The 16,379-nt window shown below is 71.1% G+C and carries 17 protein-coding genes; 5 read left to right on the top strand and 12 right to left on the bottom strand.

The genetic code is table 11. The features are described 5' to 3' along the window. Nucleotides 1-96: 96 nt before the first annotated feature. Nucleotides 97-1,740, top strand: coding sequence for a flavin-containing monooxygenase (locus tag WMF24_RS33310; RefSeq protein ID WP_437731465.1), 1,644 nt, complete (start codon nucleotides 97-99; stop codon nucleotides 1,738-1,740). 72 nt (nucleotides 1,741-1,812) lie between these two features. Here WMF24_RS33310 and WMF24_RS33305 read toward each other — a convergent pair whose 3' ends face one another. From WMF24_RS33305 to WMF24_RS33285, 5 genes are read right to left on the bottom strand one after another with little or no spacing between them, the layout of a single operon-like run. Next, the gene (locus tag WMF24_RS33305; RefSeq protein WP_437731464.1) at nucleotides 1,813-3,216 is read right to left on the bottom strand and encodes a hypothetical protein; all 1,404 of its coding nucleotides are present in this window, start codon (nucleotides 3,214-3,216) and stop codon (nucleotides 1,813-1,815) included. A 9-nt stretch (nucleotides 3,217-3,225) separates the two neighbouring features. Then, nucleotides 3,226-3,642 (bottom strand): PAAR domain-containing protein, encoded by a 417-nt coding sequence (locus WMF24_RS33300; RefSeq protein ID WP_437731463.1) that lies wholly within the window; start codon nucleotides 3,640-3,642, stop codon nucleotides 3,226-3,228. Nucleotides 3,643-3,690: 48 nt separating this feature from the next. Further along, complete coding sequence (locus WMF24_RS33295) at nucleotides 3,691-4,434, bottom strand: hypothetical protein (protein WP_437731462.1); 744 nt, start codon at nucleotides 4,432-4,434, stop codon at nucleotides 3,691-3,693. A gap of 38 nt (nucleotides 4,435-4,472) precedes the next feature. Next, on the bottom strand, nucleotides 4,473-5,822 hold the full coding sequence (locus WMF24_RS33290) for a hypothetical protein (RefSeq protein WP_437731461.1): 1,350 nt from the start codon (nucleotides 5,820-5,822) through the stop codon (nucleotides 4,473-4,475). Further along, complete coding sequence (locus WMF24_RS33285; protein WP_437731460.1) at nucleotides 5,803-6,012, bottom strand: hypothetical protein; 210 nt, start codon at nucleotides 6,010-6,012, stop codon at nucleotides 5,803-5,805. Before WMF24_RS33285 ends, WMF24_RS33290 begins: the two co-directional genes overlap by 20 nt. Nucleotides 6,013-6,181: 169 nt before the next feature. Here WMF24_RS33285 and WMF24_RS33280 point away from each other — a divergent pair, with 169 nt between their 5' ends. Further along, on the top strand, nucleotides 6,182-6,799 hold the full coding sequence (locus WMF24_RS33280) for an ECF-type sigma factor (RefSeq protein ID WP_437731459.1): 618 nt from the start codon (nucleotides 6,182-6,184) through the stop codon (nucleotides 6,797-6,799). Then, entirely contained in the window at nucleotides 6,783-8,375 is a 1,593-nt protein-coding gene (locus WMF24_RS33275; protein WP_437731458.1) for a serine/threonine-protein kinase, read from the top strand. The genes WMF24_RS33280 and WMF24_RS33275 overlap by 17 nt, the downstream gene beginning before the upstream one ends. 136 nt (nucleotides 8,376-8,511) lie before the next feature. On the opposite strand, the gene WMF24_RS33270 is transcribed toward WMF24_RS33275, so the two are convergent. After that, on the bottom strand, nucleotides 8,512-9,180 hold the full coding sequence (locus WMF24_RS33270; protein ID WP_437731457.1) for a hypothetical protein: 669 nt from the start codon (nucleotides 9,178-9,180) through the stop codon (nucleotides 8,512-8,514). A gap of 266 nt (nucleotides 9,181-9,446) precedes the next feature. Here WMF24_RS33270 and WMF24_RS33265 point away from each other — a divergent pair, with 266 nt between their 5' ends. Then, complete coding sequence (locus WMF24_RS33265; RefSeq protein ID WP_437731456.1) at nucleotides 9,447-9,650, top strand: hypothetical protein; 204 nt, start codon at nucleotides 9,447-9,449, stop codon at nucleotides 9,648-9,650. Nucleotides 9,651-9,735: 85 nt separating this feature from the next. Here WMF24_RS33265 and WMF24_RS33260 read toward each other — a convergent pair whose 3' ends face one another. The 3 genes from WMF24_RS33260 to istA are packed head-to-tail and all read right to left on the bottom strand — an operon-like array spanning nucleotide 9,736 to nucleotide 12,633. Beyond that, entirely contained in the window at nucleotides 9,736-10,266 is a 531-nt protein-coding gene (locus WMF24_RS33260) for a GNAT family N-acetyltransferase (RefSeq protein WP_437731455.1), read from the bottom strand. Next, complete coding sequence (gene istB, locus WMF24_RS33255) at nucleotides 10,263-11,039, bottom strand: IS21-like element helper ATPase IstB (protein WP_437731454.1); 777 nt, start codon at nucleotides 11,037-11,039, stop codon at nucleotides 10,263-10,265. The genes WMF24_RS33260 and istB overlap by 4 nt, the downstream gene beginning before the upstream one ends. Beyond that, nucleotides 11,026-12,633 (bottom strand): IS21 family transposase, encoded by a 1,608-nt coding sequence (gene istA, locus WMF24_RS33250; protein ID WP_437731453.1) that lies wholly within the window; start codon nucleotides 12,631-12,633, stop codon nucleotides 11,026-11,028. The genes istB and istA overlap by 14 nt, the downstream gene beginning before the upstream one ends. Nucleotides 12,634-12,739: 106 nt before the next feature. Between istA and WMF24_RS33245 the strand changes: the two genes are divergently transcribed. Continuing rightward, nucleotides 12,740-13,021, top strand: coding sequence for a hypothetical protein (locus WMF24_RS33245; RefSeq protein WP_437731452.1), 282 nt, complete (start codon nucleotides 12,740-12,742; stop codon nucleotides 13,019-13,021). Nucleotides 13,022-13,207: 186 nt separating this feature from the next. Here WMF24_RS33245 and WMF24_RS33240 read toward each other — a convergent pair whose 3' ends face one another. The 3 genes from WMF24_RS33240 to WMF24_RS33230 form a co-directional block, all read right to left on the bottom strand. After that, nucleotides 13,208-14,608, bottom strand: coding sequence for a serine/threonine-protein kinase (locus tag WMF24_RS33240; RefSeq protein WP_437731451.1), 1,401 nt, complete (start codon nucleotides 14,606-14,608; stop codon nucleotides 13,208-13,210). Nucleotides 14,609-14,959: 351 nt separating this feature from the next. Next, on the bottom strand, nucleotides 14,960-15,250 hold the full coding sequence (locus WMF24_RS33235; protein WP_437731450.1) for a hypothetical protein: 291 nt from the start codon (nucleotides 15,248-15,250) through the stop codon (nucleotides 14,960-14,962). Nucleotides 15,251-15,365: 115 nt separating this feature from the next. Continuing rightward, a complete protein-coding gene (locus WMF24_RS33230; protein ID WP_437731449.1) occupies nucleotides 15,366-16,319 on the bottom strand; it encodes a LysR family transcriptional regulator in 954 nt (317 codons plus the stop codon). Nucleotides 16,320-16,379: the final 60 nt, after the last annotated feature.

The raw sequence follows: 16,379 nt of genomic DNA, 5'->3' as shown, positions 1-16,379 counted from the left end.
CGCCGGGTCGGCGCGGCGCGGCACGCATCTTCTCGGCGATCGCACGGGGCGCGGAGCGCCCGGGCGCACGCCCATGTCCAGAGGGAGGCGAACATCATGTCAGGATCGCAATCGAGCTGTTCGAACACTGGCGCGGAGCCTGCCCGCCGCTTCGATGCCGTCGTCGTCGGTGCCGGGTTTGCGGGCCTGTACATGCTCTATCGATTGCGCGAGCTCGGCCTCTCGACGCGGGTCTACGAGGCGGGCAGCGGGGTGGGCGGCACCTGGTTCTGGAACCGCTACCCGGGCGCGCGCTGCGACATCGCGAGCATGGACTACTCCTATTCGTTCTCGCCCGAGCTCCAGCAGGAGTGGACGTGGACCGAGCGATACGGCACCCAGCCGGAGATCCTGCGGTATCTCGAGCACGTGGCGGACAGGTTCGCGCTCCGCCAGGACATCCAGCTCGGGACGCGGGTGACGGCGGCCGCCTTCGACGAGGCGACGGGTCGGTGGTCGATCCATACGGACGACGGCGCCAGCGCGTCCGCGAGGTTCCTGATCATGGCGACGGGCTGCCTCTCCGTCGCGAAGCGGCCCGACATCCGGGGAATCGACGCCTTCGAGGGCGAGCTGTACCACACGAGCCGCTGGCCGCACGAGGGCGTCGACTTCACCGGCAAGCGCGTCGGCGTCATCGGCACGGGGTCGTCCGGTGTCCAGGTCATCCCCGCCGTCGCCGAGCAGGCGAGCCACCTCTTCGTCTTCCAGCGGACCCCGTGCTTCAGCGTGCCCGCGCGCAACGCGCCCCTCGACCCTGCGCACGTGTCGTCGATGAAGGCGAATTACGCCGAGCACCGGCGCAAGGCCCGCGAGACGCGCGCCGGCGTCGTCATGGACGTCGACCCGAGGTCCGCGCTGGAGGTGTCGCCCGACGAGCGGGAGCGCGCGTACAGGGCCCGATGGGAGCAGGGCGGGACTGCCTTCCTCGCCACGTTCTCGGACGTCATGCGCTCCCGGGAGGCCAACGAGACCGCCGCCGAGTTCGTCCGGGGCCGGATCCGCGCGACGGTCCGCGATCCGGCCGTCGCCGAGGCGCTGTCGCCCCGGGGATATCCGCTGGGCACCCGGCGGCTCTGCGTCGACACGCGCTACTACGAGACCTATAACCGGGACAACGTCACCCTTGTCGACGTCAAGGCGTCGCCGATCGAGGAGATCACGCCCAGGGGGCTCCGGACGCGGAGCGCGGAGTACGCGCTCGACAGCCTGGTCTTCGCGACGGGGTTCGACGCGATGACGGGCGCGCTGACGGGCATCGAGCTCGTGGGGAGAGGCGGCGCGTCGTTGAAGCAGAAGTGGTCCGGCGGCCCTCGCACGTACCTCGGCATCGCCGTCGCCGGCTTTCCGAACCTGTTCACCGTCACCGGACCCGGCAGCCCGTCCGTGTTCAGCAACGCGATCGTCTCGATAGAGCAGCACGTGGAGTGGATCTCGGACTGCATCGGAGCCCTCCGAGCGCGCGGCTTCGACCTCATTGAGGCGACGGTCGAAGCGGAGGACAGGTGGGTTGCCCACGTCAAGGAGGTGGCCGACGGCACGCTCTACCCCCTGGCCAGCTCCTGGTACATCGGGGCCAACATCCCTGGCAAACCGCGCGTCCTCATGCCCTATGCGGGCGGCGTCGGGGCCTACAGGAAGACGTGCGAGGCCGTCGCGGCGCAGGGATACGACGGGTTCTTGCTGTCGAGGACGGGGTGAGGGACACTGGCCGGGGCGTCGATCCGCCTCATCGGAAGGAGCGCCACGGGCCTCGGGCGGGATCGAGCTCCATCACCCCGCGGGCGCGCCCCGTTTCGCGAAGTGCGCATGGTAGCGGCGGTACATGTCCTCCCACGCCGCGTACTCCGTCGGGCGCTCGCGCAGCCGCTGCTTCCAGGCTGCATCGACGGCTGACCGGACCTCGCTGGAGCCCAGGCCGTACCGCTGGAACACCGCCTCGGCTGCGTCAGGGGACAAGGCCAGCTCGGCGCAGAGGGCGGCATACCGGGAGAGCGGGAGGATCATCTCCAGCGGTTCGGGGAGTCGCGCCGGGATGCCGTTGGCCGTGTTGCCCGGCGGGGAAGGAGGCGGTGACGCCTTGGCGCTCTGCGACATGGCTCCGGCAACGGCGGCCTGTCCGCGCGCGGCTTGCCTCAGCAGGTCACGGGGGATCTCGAGGCTCAGCGACGTTTCTCCGAGCTCGCTCGGAGGTCGCACCGCGGGTCTCGCGGGCGCGGGCACAAAGGGAACCACCGCGCCCCGGGGGACATGAAGCAGGGGTCCTGTGCCCTGGAGCGCCTCTGGGGCGACCACCCCGCCGGAAGGAGGGGCGGCAGGCGTGGGCGAGGCGGCGAGATGGGTCGTCGAGCGCTCGACGTCCGTGATCGCTCGCGCACGGGCGAGGAGCATCTCCAGTCGGCGCGCGTGGTGCGCCTCGAGCCGTTCGAAGTCCTTCGCCAGCGCCGCATCGCGTTCGAGCGCCTCGCGCCACCGACGATTCAGCGCGGCGAGCGCCTCTTCATCGGCGAGGCCGTGGCGTCGCAGCAGCCGCTCGCGCTGCTCGGGCATCGCCGCGAGCTCGGCGCACAGCGCGGCGTACTCGGCCAGGCCAGGACCGGGCTCGCCGCGCGGGCTCGCCGCGGCCGGCTCGCCGGTGGGCGCCTTCGCCGGCCCCTGCGCAGCAGCGACCCGCGACGGCCTCAGCACCCGAGGGCCTACCCGGAGCGGTCCCAGCTTGCCCGGCTCCGCGCGCAGCTCCAGGAGGAGCTCACCGAGCTTCGCATCCACCCGGGCGCGCCGAGCCCAGCGGCGGTGGAGCCGGGCCATGTCGTTCATGCCGAGACCCTCGCCCTCGAGCAGCTCGAACGGCGCCGAGTGCGCCTCGAAGGCAGCAAGGAAGCTCGCCCAGGCGGCCGCATCCTCCGCGAGCGGCTCGATCGGGCGATCGAGCCAGTCCTCCGCGAGCGCCAGCTCCCGCTCGTAGGCCGCGAGCAGCTTCGGCTCCGCGGCAATCCGCTGCTTCCAGGCGAGATCCGCGCGCGCGAACGCGCGCGGCTTCAGCCCCTCGACCGCGAGCACGTCCGCGAGCGGGAACCCCTCCGCCAGCGCCGCCCTGACGGCAGCGTACTGCGCCAGCGACAGCCCTTGGCTCGTCTCCTGCGCCTCCGCTGCTCGCTCCGTGCCTGCTGCCGCCATTCCAGGGCCCTAGTCGCCCACCAGCACGGTCCCGGAGGCGATCACGCTCCCGTTCGGCGCGTCGGCCGGGTCGTTGCAAGTCAGCGCCGGATCGCCGAGGTGCGCAGCGGGCCTATCGTTGATGAGCACCGTCTTGCTGCCCACCTGGATGCGAGCCTTGTTGGACGGGGGACGCTGGAACGTGCCTCCCGCGGGGACGTGGGCCGGCGCGTTCGTCGCGGTGCTCCCCTGGACCGCGGCCGGCCTGTCCTCGACGAGGACGTCCGCGCTCAGGTCGCCGGACAGGTCCCCGTTGAACGGCATCGGCGTCGGCGTGGGCACGGGCCCGCCGGGCGAGGGGACCATCACCACGTGCGTGTCGATGCCGACGATCTTGTCGCCGCGCTTTGCGGCAGGCTTGCCTGGCGTGGAGGATCGCGAACGCATCTTCCTCTGTGCTCTCCTGTGCTGGTGAGCGGGGCGCGACCGCCAGCGTCAGCCGTTTCCCTCGTCGCCTCGGACCGGCGGCGCGTCGACCCAGAGGGGCGCATCGAGGGGCTTGCCCGTTTGCGGGTCGAACCGCTGGAGTCGCTTCCCCTCCGGCGCGCTCTGCGCTGCTGCCTGCGCCTGGCCGGACTGGAACGGCATGTCGGGACGCGGAACGAACTCCGCGATGTCCGCCGTGCCTCGGGGAATGCCGACGCCCAAGGGCGCTCCCGGCCGTACGGGAGCAGCCTCCGGAGGTCGAGGCGGCACCGGCGGGCTCGCCGACGCCGATACCGTCTGGGCACGGGGTGGTGCCGGCGCCCAGCTCCCTGGGCCGCAGGCGCGCCGCGCGTGCGCGCCTGCGGCCCAGGGAGAGACCTCGTCGCGCTCCGGCGACGAGCCCGGCGGGACGAACGCCTGCCCCTGGTGGGGCACGATCGCCGGTGGTGCGGGCGGAGGGGGATGCGCTGGCGAGGCATCTTCCGCCCCTGGGCGCTGCGGCGGCCCGAGCGACGCGAGCGAGGGCCGCTTCGCCTCGAGGCTGCGGCGCGTCCTCGCGAACACCGAGCTGAAGCGGAGCGCCTGGATGCCCTGGTTGCGCTTCCCCGCGAGCGCCAGCTCCGACATGTGCTCGGCGTCGGCCCGCTCCCACTCTGCCGGCGCGACGCCGAGGCGCGCGAGCACCTCGTAGAGGTCCGCGCCCCGGAAATAGACCACGTGGGCCAGGATCTCGGCATACCGCTCAAGACGCATGATGCTCTCGTTCCTTCCGCTCACGGTCGGCCTACTTGTCATGGCTCGTCTGCGTCGGCCGAGTCCGGCGGGACAGGCCTGTTCCGGAGACGGAGCTCGTTGCATGCTGCCACCATGAGCCGACACCCCGCCGTCCATATCTCCACGGCCTTCTCGACGTCCTTCTGCGTTCCTCGGCCATTCTCGTACAGGTCCGCGAGCACCATGCAGCCCGTCAACCCATCGGAGTCGCGCTTGACCATACGGCAGCTCATCTTTACGAGCTCGAAGATCTTCTTGTCTATCTCGGGTCCTTGGCCCTCCTTCTGGAGTCGGGAGATGACGCGCGAGCACCCGTCATAGACGCCGTGCTGACAAGCCGCCACGTTGAAGAAGCGCGCCTTCTCGAGGTCCCTGGGTACGCCCTTGGCGGACTGGAACAGGTATGCGAGGGCAACGCACTCCTTGAAGTCTCGACCACTGACACACGCGTGGTAAGTGAGCTCCGCGCGGGTAGCATCCCGCCCGCGTGGCTCGTCGCCGTACTGGCCGGTACACGCGATGGCGAACGAGCATTCCTCCGCTCGGCCAGCGCGGCACTCAGCCTGGGAGAACTCGCACGCTTTGAGGTAGATCTCTTTACTGAGGCTACGCTGCTCGTCTGCTGTTTTATTCGGCCAGTGGTGGTTGACGATCGGCTCGCACGCGCGCGCCTCGCCCGCGAGGCACATCTCGAGGAGCCTCGCGCTCATGACCTCCGCACGGGGCTTGTCGTTATCCTGCCAGGCGATCCCCAACAGCGTCAAGCAGGCCTCGACGTTGGACGCCGTGCACGCGTCCTCGGCAGTCTTCAGCGCTGTCTTGCCCACGGTGCCCTGAAAAACGCTCAGCTCGTCGGGATGGCGGAGCACATCCAGGGCGAGCGCCAGGCAGCCTCGCTGCTCACCGCGTGCGCAGACCAGCTCGTGCTGGCTAGCCTCCGCGACAGCCACGCTCCGTTTACTGGGCCATTCATGCCGGTGGTGGTACTCCGCGGCCAGATCCATGCACGCCTTCGTGTCGTTGCCGAGACACGCCTTTTTGAAGAGAGCCTCCGCGCGCGCCGCGTCCTCTGCCACACCGAATCCGTGGAGGAACAGCCAGCCGGCGACGCGGCAAGACTCGATGTCTCCCCGCTCGCAGCGGTCCAAGGCCGGGGCGGGGTCTTCCGTCGGTGGCAACGAGAACAGACCCGCACCAGGATCCTCGTCTGGTCCGGTCGGCGCGGCGCTCGCCGTCGCCGGCGTACGTACGCCGAGCTGCTGCCCCTCACCCTTCTTGGAGGGCGCGCTCGCTGCGCCGCAGCCGGCGAGGAGGACCGACATGGCTGCCATGATCAGGGTCGAACCGTCACGAAATCGCTTGAGCATCGTCATCTCCCTCGGCTGAGGCGGCGCCGTCCAGGAACATCGAGGGCGTGGGCACGGCAACGTCGATGTCGACCCGGTAACCGCGCGAGATGGCCTCGCGACCACGGAAGGCGAGCACGGTGAGGTCCCGCGCGGCGAGAGAGCCGGCGCGAAGCTCGAAGGTGGATGGATGAGGTGCCCCATTCGACATGGAAGCGCCCTTGTATCACGAGCGAGAGTCGCTCTTCTATGTCGCGCAGCGAGACGGCGCGCTGCACGCCTGCGTGCCAACTCCAGGCTGTCGCGACGTGGGTGGCACACCGTCGGGCTCGCCAGCCCGCCCGCTTCGTGTACGATCCGCCCCGCGAGAGGCGCACCCCATGAACGCGAGCGATCGACGCGCACCCCGGCCGAGCGCCGGCGAGGGCATCACCGTCCTCCTCCACGCGGCGCAGGAGGGCCAGAAGGACGCCGCGGACGCGCTCCTCCACGCCGTCTACGCCGAGCTCAAGGTCATCGCCCTGGCCCGCGTCCGCCACCTTCGCGCCGGGCAGACGCTCGGCCCGACCGCCCTCGTCCACGAGGCCTACGAGAAGCTCTTCCGGGACGGCGAGGCCCGCTTCGAGAGCCGCGCCCACTTCTTCGGCGCCGCCTCCCAGGCCATGCGCGACCTCCTCGTCGATCACGCGCGCAGCAAGGCCGCCCGGAAGCGCGGCGGCGACCAGGAGCGCGCGCCCGAGGGGGCTCTCGACGCGCTGCCCCTCGCGATCGACCTCCCGTTCGAGGACCTCATCGCCCTCGACGAGGCCCTGCGCAAGCTGGGCCAGGAGCACCCGCGCAAGGCCGAGATCGTGATGCTGCGCTATTTCGCGGGCCTGACCGAGGAGGAGATCGCCGAGCTGTCCGGCGTGACGACGCGCACGGTCGAGCGCGAGTGGCGGTTCGCGAGAGCGTGGCTCTACCGGGCGCTGCACGGCGGAGATGAGCCAACCCCTTGATCCGGCCGAGGTCGAGGCGCTCTTCGAGGCGGCGATCGAGCAGCAGCGCCACGACGATCGCCGGGCGTTCCTCGAGGCCCGGTGCGCGGGCCGCCCGGAGCTCTTCCGCGAGGTGTGGAGCCTGCTCCGGTGCGATGGCGCGCAGCCGGACGGCTTCCTGGAGGGCGCCGCCGTCGTCCTCACCTCGCGCGATGAGGCGCTGAGCCCCGGCGCGCGCGTCGGGCGGTTCACGGTGCTCGACAGGGCCGGCCAAGGCGGCATGGGCATCGTCTATGCTGCGTACGACCCGGAGCTCGACCGTCGTGTCGCCCTGAAGCTCATCGCGCCGGGAACGTTCGATCCGGAGGGGCGTTCCCGCCTCGTGCGCGAGGCGCAGGCGATGGCGAGGCTCTCGCACCCGAACGTCGTTCCCATCTACGAGATCGGCGAGCACGGTCGGGGCGTGTTCGTCGCGATGGAGTTCGTCGACGGCCGGACGCTGCGCGACCTGTCCCGCGAGCGGCCCCGCGCGTGGGAGGCCGTGCTCGCCGCGGGGATCGAGGCGGGCCGCGGCCTCGCGGCGGCGCATCGGGAGGGGCTCGTCCACCGCGACGTCAAGCCCGACAACATCCTGATGGGCAAGGACGGCCGGGCGCGGATCGCCGACTTCGGCCTCGCGCGCCCTCAACACGACACGGACTGGCTCCCTGCCGGGGTTCATAGCGCCGGTGTCCCCGTGAGCGGCTCGCTCCGTGCGCCCCTCACGGCCGGGAGCGCGTTCATGGGAACGCCGGCCTACATGGCGCCCGAGCAGGCCGAGCGGTTGCCGGCGACGTCGAGGAGCGATCAGTGGAGCTTCTGCGCGACGCTCCACGAGGCGCTCTATGGCGAGCTGCCCTTCGAGGGCGGGGACTTCCTCGCGCGGATCGAGGCGGCGCGGCGAGATCTCCTGAGGCCGGCGCCGCCCGGCGCGAAGGTGCCCGGGTGGGTCCGGGACGCGCTCGCGCGGGGGCTTCGCGCTCGCCCCGAGGAGCGCTGGCCGACGCTCGATGATCTGCTGGACTTCCTCGCCGACCGGCTCGCGAAGAGCTCGGACATCGATCTCACCGTATCGAGGCGCGAGCGTATCCGCTTCGGCCTCGCGATCGGCGCCGTCGGTGTCGTGATGGCGACGGTCGGCCTGGGCCGCTTCGTCCCGGTGGTCCGCCCCGCGCACCTCCTCGGGATGGGCTGCGTCACGGCGCTCGTGGGCCTCTCGCTCCTCTGGGCGTTTCGCCGTCCGCTCTCGAGGAACGCGGTGAACCGGCGGATTGTTCATGTGGTGAAGATGATGTTCGGCGCGATGCTCCTGCACCGCGCGCTCGCCGTGATCACGGACGAGCCCGTGGAGCGCGCGCTCGCGACGAATCTGCTCCTGTTCGCGGCGATCCACGCGACCGCCGCGCCGGGCCTGCGGAAGGCGAGCTGGCTTTCGGCCGCCCTCTGCGCTGCCTGCGCGGCCGCCGCCGCGGTGTTCCCCGAGCACGCCCGCGCGCTCTACGCCGCGGGCGTGCTGGGCTCCCTTGCGAACGCGATCGTCGCGTGGCACCGCGACTGACGCCGCGTCCTCGATCGCCGCAGGTCCGGGCGGGAGATGCGCCGGTGGCCGGGATCGCCGAGGCTTGCTGCGCGCGAGGCGCGCGCGGCCCTCGTTCTCGGCGGCCCCGGTACGCGCCGGGGCGCGAGCCTCCGTGCTATTCGGTCACGATGGTGATGGGATTGAAGAAGACCCTGACACCGGTCTTCGTCCCCGCCTCGTTCCCCCTCGTGTCACCGACGTAATCCAGCTTGTTAACGAGGTTCTCTGGCGCGAACGTGAAGATGTCGTGGGCGTGGTCCGTGTCCGTGTACGTGTGGCTGAAGGAGATCGGGCCATCCACGTCGACGATCGGGCGGCTCGCGACGTGCAGGCGATACCAGGCGGTCCCCTCTGCGTGCGTCCAGTTGCTCTTTGTCTCCAGGGCGTCCATGTAGACGGCGGCCCAGAGCTCGTTGCCGTTGAAGACGCTCAGCTCGACCTGGAGCGACACGCTCGGCCCGTGGCCGTCGTACTCGGCATCTCCACCGACGCGCGGAGGGACATAGAACGGCGTGGAGAGGCCGACGAGCGTGATGGGCGACAGAAGGGCGTCCCCGCCGGCGTCCGCCGTCGAGAGCTCCGCGCCGTCATCGAACGCCGCGGCGGAGAGGGTGGCTGTCAGCTCGCCGGCGGCGCTCTCGATCTCCGCGCCGTCCGAGGCCGGTGCGTCCTCCGCGAGGGATTCGGCCTGCGGCTCGGCGGCGGTGGCCACGCAGCCGGGGGCGGCGACGAGCAGGGCGAGGGCGAGGGGCGAGAGGCTGCGGAAGAGGGCGATAGGGTTCATGGTGGCTCCCAGGATCTTCTTTCAGGTCAGGTGTTGAGCGCAGGCGAGCGGTCCCGGGGTCGCTTCACCCCGCTGCTCGCTCGCCTCACCCCGTCATCCGGAAGCCAGGAGGAAAACCCGACAGGGGGTCGGTCGATTTTTTTCGAGGCGCCCGAGGCTCCGGCCCGGGGCGAGCTCTCACCGCCCGGCGCTCCGGCCGCGGCCGGGGGGAACGCGTCTGGATACGTCCTCCGGTGCCCGGGTCCCTGAGCTACGCTGATGCCATCGTGATCCGCCTGAGCCGCGAGCGTCTTTTCCGCGCCGACATCGCCGCGCTGGAGCGGCTCGCGCGGTGGCTCGGCTTGCCGGAGCCGCGGCGCTGGCGCACGGAGCGCGAGCGCAGGGCGAAGATCGTCGAGGCGATCGAGCGGTGCGAGAAGCGGCTCGCGAAGGTAGAAGGGGCCGGGCCACGGCGCCGGAGGGGCGGATAGGCGCTTTCGGAGAGGTGCGCACCCGCGCGGAGCGGCGGCGTACGAGCCACCAGCCGACGCAAGCGCGGGTTCCACGCGCGGCGCTTCACGACCGCGGCGGGCTCCACACGTACGGCGTGGTGGTGGAAACCATGTGCATTCCGAGCCGTTCCAGGATCGGGCGGCTGTCCGGCGAGGCATCCACCTGCAGGTAGCGCAGCCCGCGCTCCCGGGCCTGCGCGGCGCGCCGCGCGACGAGGCTGCGGTAGATCCCGCGTCCGCGCCACGCCCGCAGCGTGCTGCCGCCCCACAGGCTCGCGAACTGGGTATTCCGATGAAAGCGCGCCCACCCGGCGCCGACGAGCTGGTCCTCCGCCTCCGCGACGTGGATGGATAGCGCCCCTGGATCGGCTTGTTGCTCCTGCCGCAGCTCGGTGATGAGCCAGGCCCAGTCTCCGCCCCAGACAGCGGACTGCAACGCGGCGATCGGGTTGTCATAGCTCGGCCTCATGGATCGCGCTTGGGTCGGCCAAGCGGATCCTGTGATCGCGAGCGCCGCCAGCGCCGCGATCACGACCCGGGCGATCGACGCTCGGGGTCGGCCAAGCGGATCCTGCCACCCGCTCGACATGCTCATGTCTTGCTCTCCTTCGATGCCTCCGCCGCCCGGCGTCGCCGGCCCGGGGGAGGGTTGCGGTACGAGTCGCCCTCGAGGACGAGGACGTGGGCGTCGTGGAGCAGCCGGTCCATGGCGGCGCTGGCGAGCAGCGGATCGCCGAACAGGCCGCCGAACTCCTCCACGGCGCGATTGGACGTCAGGATCATCGCCCCGCGCTGGTAACGCAGCCGGATGACCTCGTAGACATCGGCCGCCTCTTCCACGGTCAGCGAGCGGAGGCCGAGGTCGTCGACGACGAGCAGGTCGACGCCGACGAGCCTCGCCAGCCGACGATCGTAGCTGCCGTCGGCGCGGCCGGCGCGCAGCTGCTTGAGCATGTCGCCGGCGCCCACGTACAGCACCTGGTAGCCAGCGCGACAGGCGCGGTGACCGAGCGCCTGAGCGATGTGCGACTTGCCGACCCCCGCCTGGCCGACCAGCAGCACGTTCTGCCGGCGCTCGACGAAGGAGCAGGTCGCCAGGTCGATCACCTTCGCCTTCGGCACCCTCGGGTTGAACTGGAAGTCGAAGTCCTCCAGCGTCTTGAGGCTGTCGAAGCCCGCTCGGCGGACGCGCTGATCGAACTGCCGCCCGTCACGGCGATCCACCTCGTCGGACAGCAGCCGCACGAGGAACTCCTCGTGCGAGAGCTGCTCGTCGACGGCCTGCCGCACGCGCACCTCCAGCGACTGCAGCACGCCTGACAGGCGCAGCTTCTTGAGCACCGGCACCAGCTCGTCAGTGAGGCCCATGGTCCCCTCCTGTCGACGACAGCCGCGACGCCGCCAGCAGCCGGAGGTCGCGCGCGAACCGCGGAGGCGCATCCGACCACGCCGCCGGCGCAGCGCTCTGTGGGCTCGGCTCGAAGTCGAGCCCGCGCCGGAGGATGTCGCGAACGCCCTGGTAGCTGAGGTTGCCGTAATGGCTCGCGCGGCGACACGCGGCCTGCGCGCGCTCCTGGGGGAACTTCTCCAGGTGCGTGACGATCGCCTGCACCTTGCGCAGCTGCGAGAGCACGTCGTCGGCGTCGAACACCTCGCGGACGAACCTGCCCACGTCCTTGCCCATCTGGTCGGCGCGCTGCTCCCAGTAGGCGCGGCTCCGGTGCCGCAGCGCCGCGCGCTCCTCGGGCAGGTGCCGCTCGAGCGTGCTGCGCAGGCCGGCGCCGCGCCGATCGTGCCGTGCCACGGCCTCGTCGTCGGCATACACCACCACGCTCGACGGCGTCGCGCGCAGCCACACCTCGCGCTCCACCAGCCGCCAGGGCACCGAGTACAGCCTTCCTCCGAGCTCGACGTGGCAGTCGCGATGCACCCGCGCCCGCTTCCAGGTCACGAGCTCGTACGGGCGCAGCGGCAGCGGCTGAAGCCGGCTCTTCTCCTCGGCCTCGAACACCTCAAGCGGCTTCCGCTTCGTGGTGCCGTGCTGCCGAGTGCCCGCGATCTCGACGATCCATCGACCGAGCGCCGCGCGCACCTCGTCCACGTCCTGCCCCTCGCGACCCGCCAGAGCGTTGCGCTTGACGTACTTCACGCTCGCCTCGACCTTGCCCTTCTTCTGCGGCGCTCGCGGCGGCGTCGGGTCCACGGTGAAGCCGTAGTGCCTCGCGAGCTCGCGGTAGCTGCGGCTCAGCGCCGAGTCCTCGTCCACGCCGAAGGCGGCCCGCACCACGGCCGCCTTGAGGTTGTCCGGTACCATCGTCGACGGCACCCCACCGAAGGCGCGGAACGCTTCCTCGTGCAGCCGCAGCCACGTCTCGGTCTTCTGGTCGAACACGATCTGTGCGAACAGATGCCGGCTGTAGCCAAGCACCATCACGAACACCCACGCCCTGCGCAGGCTCTTGGTCTCAGGATCCCACAGCCGCCCCGCGTACCCGAAGTCGACCTGCGCGACGTGCCCGGGATCGGTCTCCACGACGATGGCGACGTCCTGCGGCCTGATCCCTTGCTCCCTCTGGAGCGTCGCGACCATGCGCTTGACCGCGGAGCGGCTGCCGCTGAAGTCGCGCTCTTCGAGCCGCAGCCGGTCGTAGATCGCTGCCGGCTTGAGCCCTTCCTCGACGCGCGCCGCGATGTACGCTCGCCATCGCTCCACGCTCGACTGCTGCTGCGGCGCCACCTTCGGTGGCACGTGCTGTCTTACCGCTTCCTTCAGCACCTCGAGCGCGGGGATCTGCTCCGCGCTGCCATCGAGCAGGCCAGCCTGCGACAGCGCCGTGCGATACCGCCTCTCGGTGTTGGGTCCCATCCCCAGCAGCCGCGCGACTTCCCGGCAGTCCTCGCCCCTGCGGTGCAGGCGCACGAGCTCCTGCAGCCTGTGCATCTCCGTCCTCCTCGCGCTCATCCCGGCCTCCTCGAAGCCGGGAGCCATGCCCGGCCCTATCAGGCTCGGGTGTACATGCCTCACCGCTGTCTGACGCCCGAGATCCGGCGCTTCCGCCGTCTCGGCCGTGATCCACTTGGCCGACCCGGCCGCGATCCACTTGGCCGACCCGGCCGCGATCCGCTTCGCCGACCCGGCTGCGATCCGCTTCGCCGATCCCGCTCCTACGGTCGCCGTCTCCGACGGCGCGTACGACGCATTCCGGAAGCTCGACCCAATTTCTCTCTCTCCGAACGCCCTCCCTGCCGTCAGGCGCCTACCTGTCGTGATCCACTTGGCCGACCCGGCTGCGATCCACTTGGCCGACCCGAGGCCGATCCGTTTCGCCATCCCGGTCGCGATCCAATAGGCCGGTCCCTGACAATCGGGTCGAGCGGCTCGCCGTGGTCCAGACGATGGTGCGCACCTTCGACACCGGGCAGGACTCCGCCGGCTCGGCCAGCACCACGGCGGTACCGTGGCCGCGATCTCACCGAGCCTGGCGACACCCACCGCTTCGAGCGCCGGCACTCGCTATAGGACGGAAGGGGTGGACTCAGTCCGTCACTCGCGACCTGATGGGCTTCTGCGGGAGTTCGATGATGAAGGTACGGGCAGGAGGGGGGCTGCTGGTGGCTGGCTCGCCGGGCACGACGGACGTGGCGACCGGCGGCGTGGCGGCTGCTGGAGAGCGCTGCGCGAGCACCCACGCCAGGGCTGCCGCGCCGCCCACCAGAATGCCCGCTCCCGCCGCCATGAGCGGCGCAATGGCTCGCGTCGCGCCGCGCCGCTGTTCAGGATCTATGGCTCGCGTCGCGCGGCGCGGCTGTTCAGGATCTAACGAATCAGGGTGGAGAGGCGCTGTATCCTCCATGCGATCCGCTGCCGCCGCAAACGCGGGCTGCATGCTCGCCGGCTGCGTCGCCACGCTCACCGGCCGTTCTCCGGCGGCCGCCTCGATCTTCGCCCCGGATCCGGCCTTCGATCGCGCGGGCGCCGCATCGTGCGGCGCGGGCGCTGCGGCATCCGGCTGAAGTCGTGCAATGCTCTCGAAGAGGAGCTGGCCTCGCGCGCCGGCGAACGGCAGGAGGCTGCGCGCGAGCTCCGTGACGCTCTGCGCTCGCTGCGCCGAATCCTTCTCGAGGCAGCGGGCGACGGCGCGCTCGATCCTCAGCGGAACATCCCACCGATGAGCCGACATCGGCAGCGGCGCGTCGGACAGGATGCTCGCCATGACCTCCATGAGCTCGCCGCCCTCGAAAGGCGTGCGAGCCGTCAGCATCCGGTAGAGGGTGACCCCCAGCGCCCAGACGTCGGTGCGCACGTCCGTGTGCTTGAAGCTGCGGAGCTGCTCGGGGGACATGTAGTGGACGGAGCCCATGATGACCCCGGTTGCCGTCAGGCTCGCTTCCTGCACAGACTCCGCGCCCGAGAGCAGCATCTTCGACAGGCCGAAATCCAGGACCTTGACGAGCGACGTGCCGTCCGCGCGCTGCGCCAGGAACAGGTTCTTGGGCTTCAGATCGCGGTGGATGATGCCGCGCGCGTGCGCCTCGGCGAGCGCCGCACAGATCTGGAGCCCGTAGTCGGCCGCCTCGCCGACCGGCATCGCGCCGCGCCTGCGCAGCACATCGCCGAGATCTTCGCCGACGAGGTGCTCCAGCACCATGTAGGGCGCGCCGGTGTCGAGCGTGCCGACGTCGAGCACGCGAACCACGTGCTCGCTCTCCAGCGCCGCCGCCGCGCGCGCTTCGCGGAGAAACCGGGCGCTGGCATCGGGGAGCGCGGCCGTGGCAGGCAGAAGGAATTTGATGGCGACCCGGCGACCGAGGACGCCGTCCGTGGCCGAGAGGACCACACCCATCCCACCAGCGCCGAGCACGCGCTCCACGCGGTACTTGCCGACGATGACTTCGCCAGGCCTGGGAACTCCAGCGGGGGGAGGCGCCACGGTCATGCCGTACCAGCCTATCCAGCAGCTCGTAGAGGAGACAAGCCCACAACCGGTGCTTCGCACCCCAGAACGCGTGGCATCGGCACCAGGTGACCAGCGCATCCGCCTGGGACGATGGCAAGTGCCGTGTCAGAGGCGGTCACGCGCCTACTTCCAGGACGTACTCAGCTCAGGATGCGCGACGTCCCCCGAGGCGAACTCATTCGCGACGTCGTGGCGCTCGATCACGCTGTACAGCGGGCGATCTCGAGCCGATTCGCCGCGAAGGTGCCGCAGTGTGCCCATGCCTGTGGGTGCCACATCTCGAGCCGTGCCGGGAACCTGAGCCGGCCCCAGGTGCCGGGACCTGCTGGCTCATGCCGGCTCCGGACCCTTGCTGTCCAGGCTCTTGGGGCTGGACGCGGCGTCGTCGACATCAGGGCCACCCAGGCCGAACACCTGGCGCGAGGCGTCGGCGCGCACGGCGCCGGGAGGGAGCTTGCGCGCGTCGTCGGGGTGCAGGCCCCAGAGCGTGAAGCTGCGTCCCTCGGGCGTTGTCACCGTGCGCTCGATCAGGCGCAGCGCTCCGAATCCGGAGTCCCAGACCCGCACCCTGGCCTCGGGGGAGGGGAGCGATGGATCGTGGCGCGATCGGTGTCTGGCCATCCAGTACAGACAGCAACATCAGGGCTCCAGCGCGAGAGTGGCGCCGTCGTCCGAGGCCGCCGCCTCCCGATCTCGGCGTCGGTCATCGCTCGGGCGGCCTCCCACGTCAGCCGGACTATCCCGCGCACCGGCGGACCAGGGCCCGCAGGTGCGGCGAGAGGGCACGGCCCGAGAAGAAGAGGTCCCGGAACCAGCGCTGCGCCGGGTCGTCGTCGTGGCGTTGCGACCACAGGGCCACGACCTGCGCGGCGGGCAGCTCGAAGGGCGGCGCGAAGACCCGCACTCCGAAGAGCTCGCGGGCGCGCTGGGCGACGCTGCTCGCGATCGTGCAGATGAGGTCGGAGCTGCGCACGGCGAGGGGCGCGGCCACGAAGTGGGGCACGCGCACGGCGACGCGCCTGCGCTTGCCGAGGCGGGCCAGGGCGCGGTCGACGGCGCCCTCGCGGCGGCCCTCGACGCTCACGAGGACGTGGCCGAGGGAGATGTACGTCTCGAGGTCCAGGCGGCGCTTGATCGCCGGGTGACCCTTGCGGGCCACGACGGCGAAGGGCTCCTCGTAGAGCGGCGCGCGGCGGAGCCCAGCGGCGGGCACGGGCTGGGAGGCGCCGAGCAGGGCCAGATCGACGTCGCCGAGGACCAGCGCAGGGACGGTATCTGTGGAGAAGCGCTCGATCTCCAGGCGCACGAAGGGGGCGTGTTGGCCCAGGTGGTCGAGCACGTCGGGGAGGGTCGTGAGCTCGAAGTGGTCGACGGTCGCGATACGGAAGGTGCGCGTCGAGGTGCGCGGATCGAAGGGCTCGGGGGAGGCGAGGGCGCGGCGGAGGTGCTCGAAGGCGGCGGGCAGGGCCGCCCGGAGCTGGAGGGCGCGCGGCGTGGGGGCGAGGCCGCGCCCGAGGGGGGTGAGGAGGGGATCGCCGAAGAGCTCGCGCAGGCGCGCGAGGGAGTGGCTCATCGCCGACTGGCTGACGTGGGCGCGGCGCGCCGCAGCGCTCACGCTGCCCTCGACGAGCAGCGCCTCGAGAGCGGGGAGGAGGTTCAGGTTGATGCTGCGGACATCGATCTCGCTCATGCCTGGTATGAGATACATCCCATGTTCGTCATGGGTCCAGCGACGCATGCTGGGTGGCCT

The sequence above is a fragment of the Sorangium sp. So ce1335 genome (genome assembly GCF_051521615.1).
In the GTDB taxonomy this organism is placed as follows: Bacteria; Myxococcota_A; Polyangia; order Polyangiales; family Polyangiaceae; genus Sorangium.
This window is presented reverse-complemented; position numbering and strand designations above follow the sequence as displayed.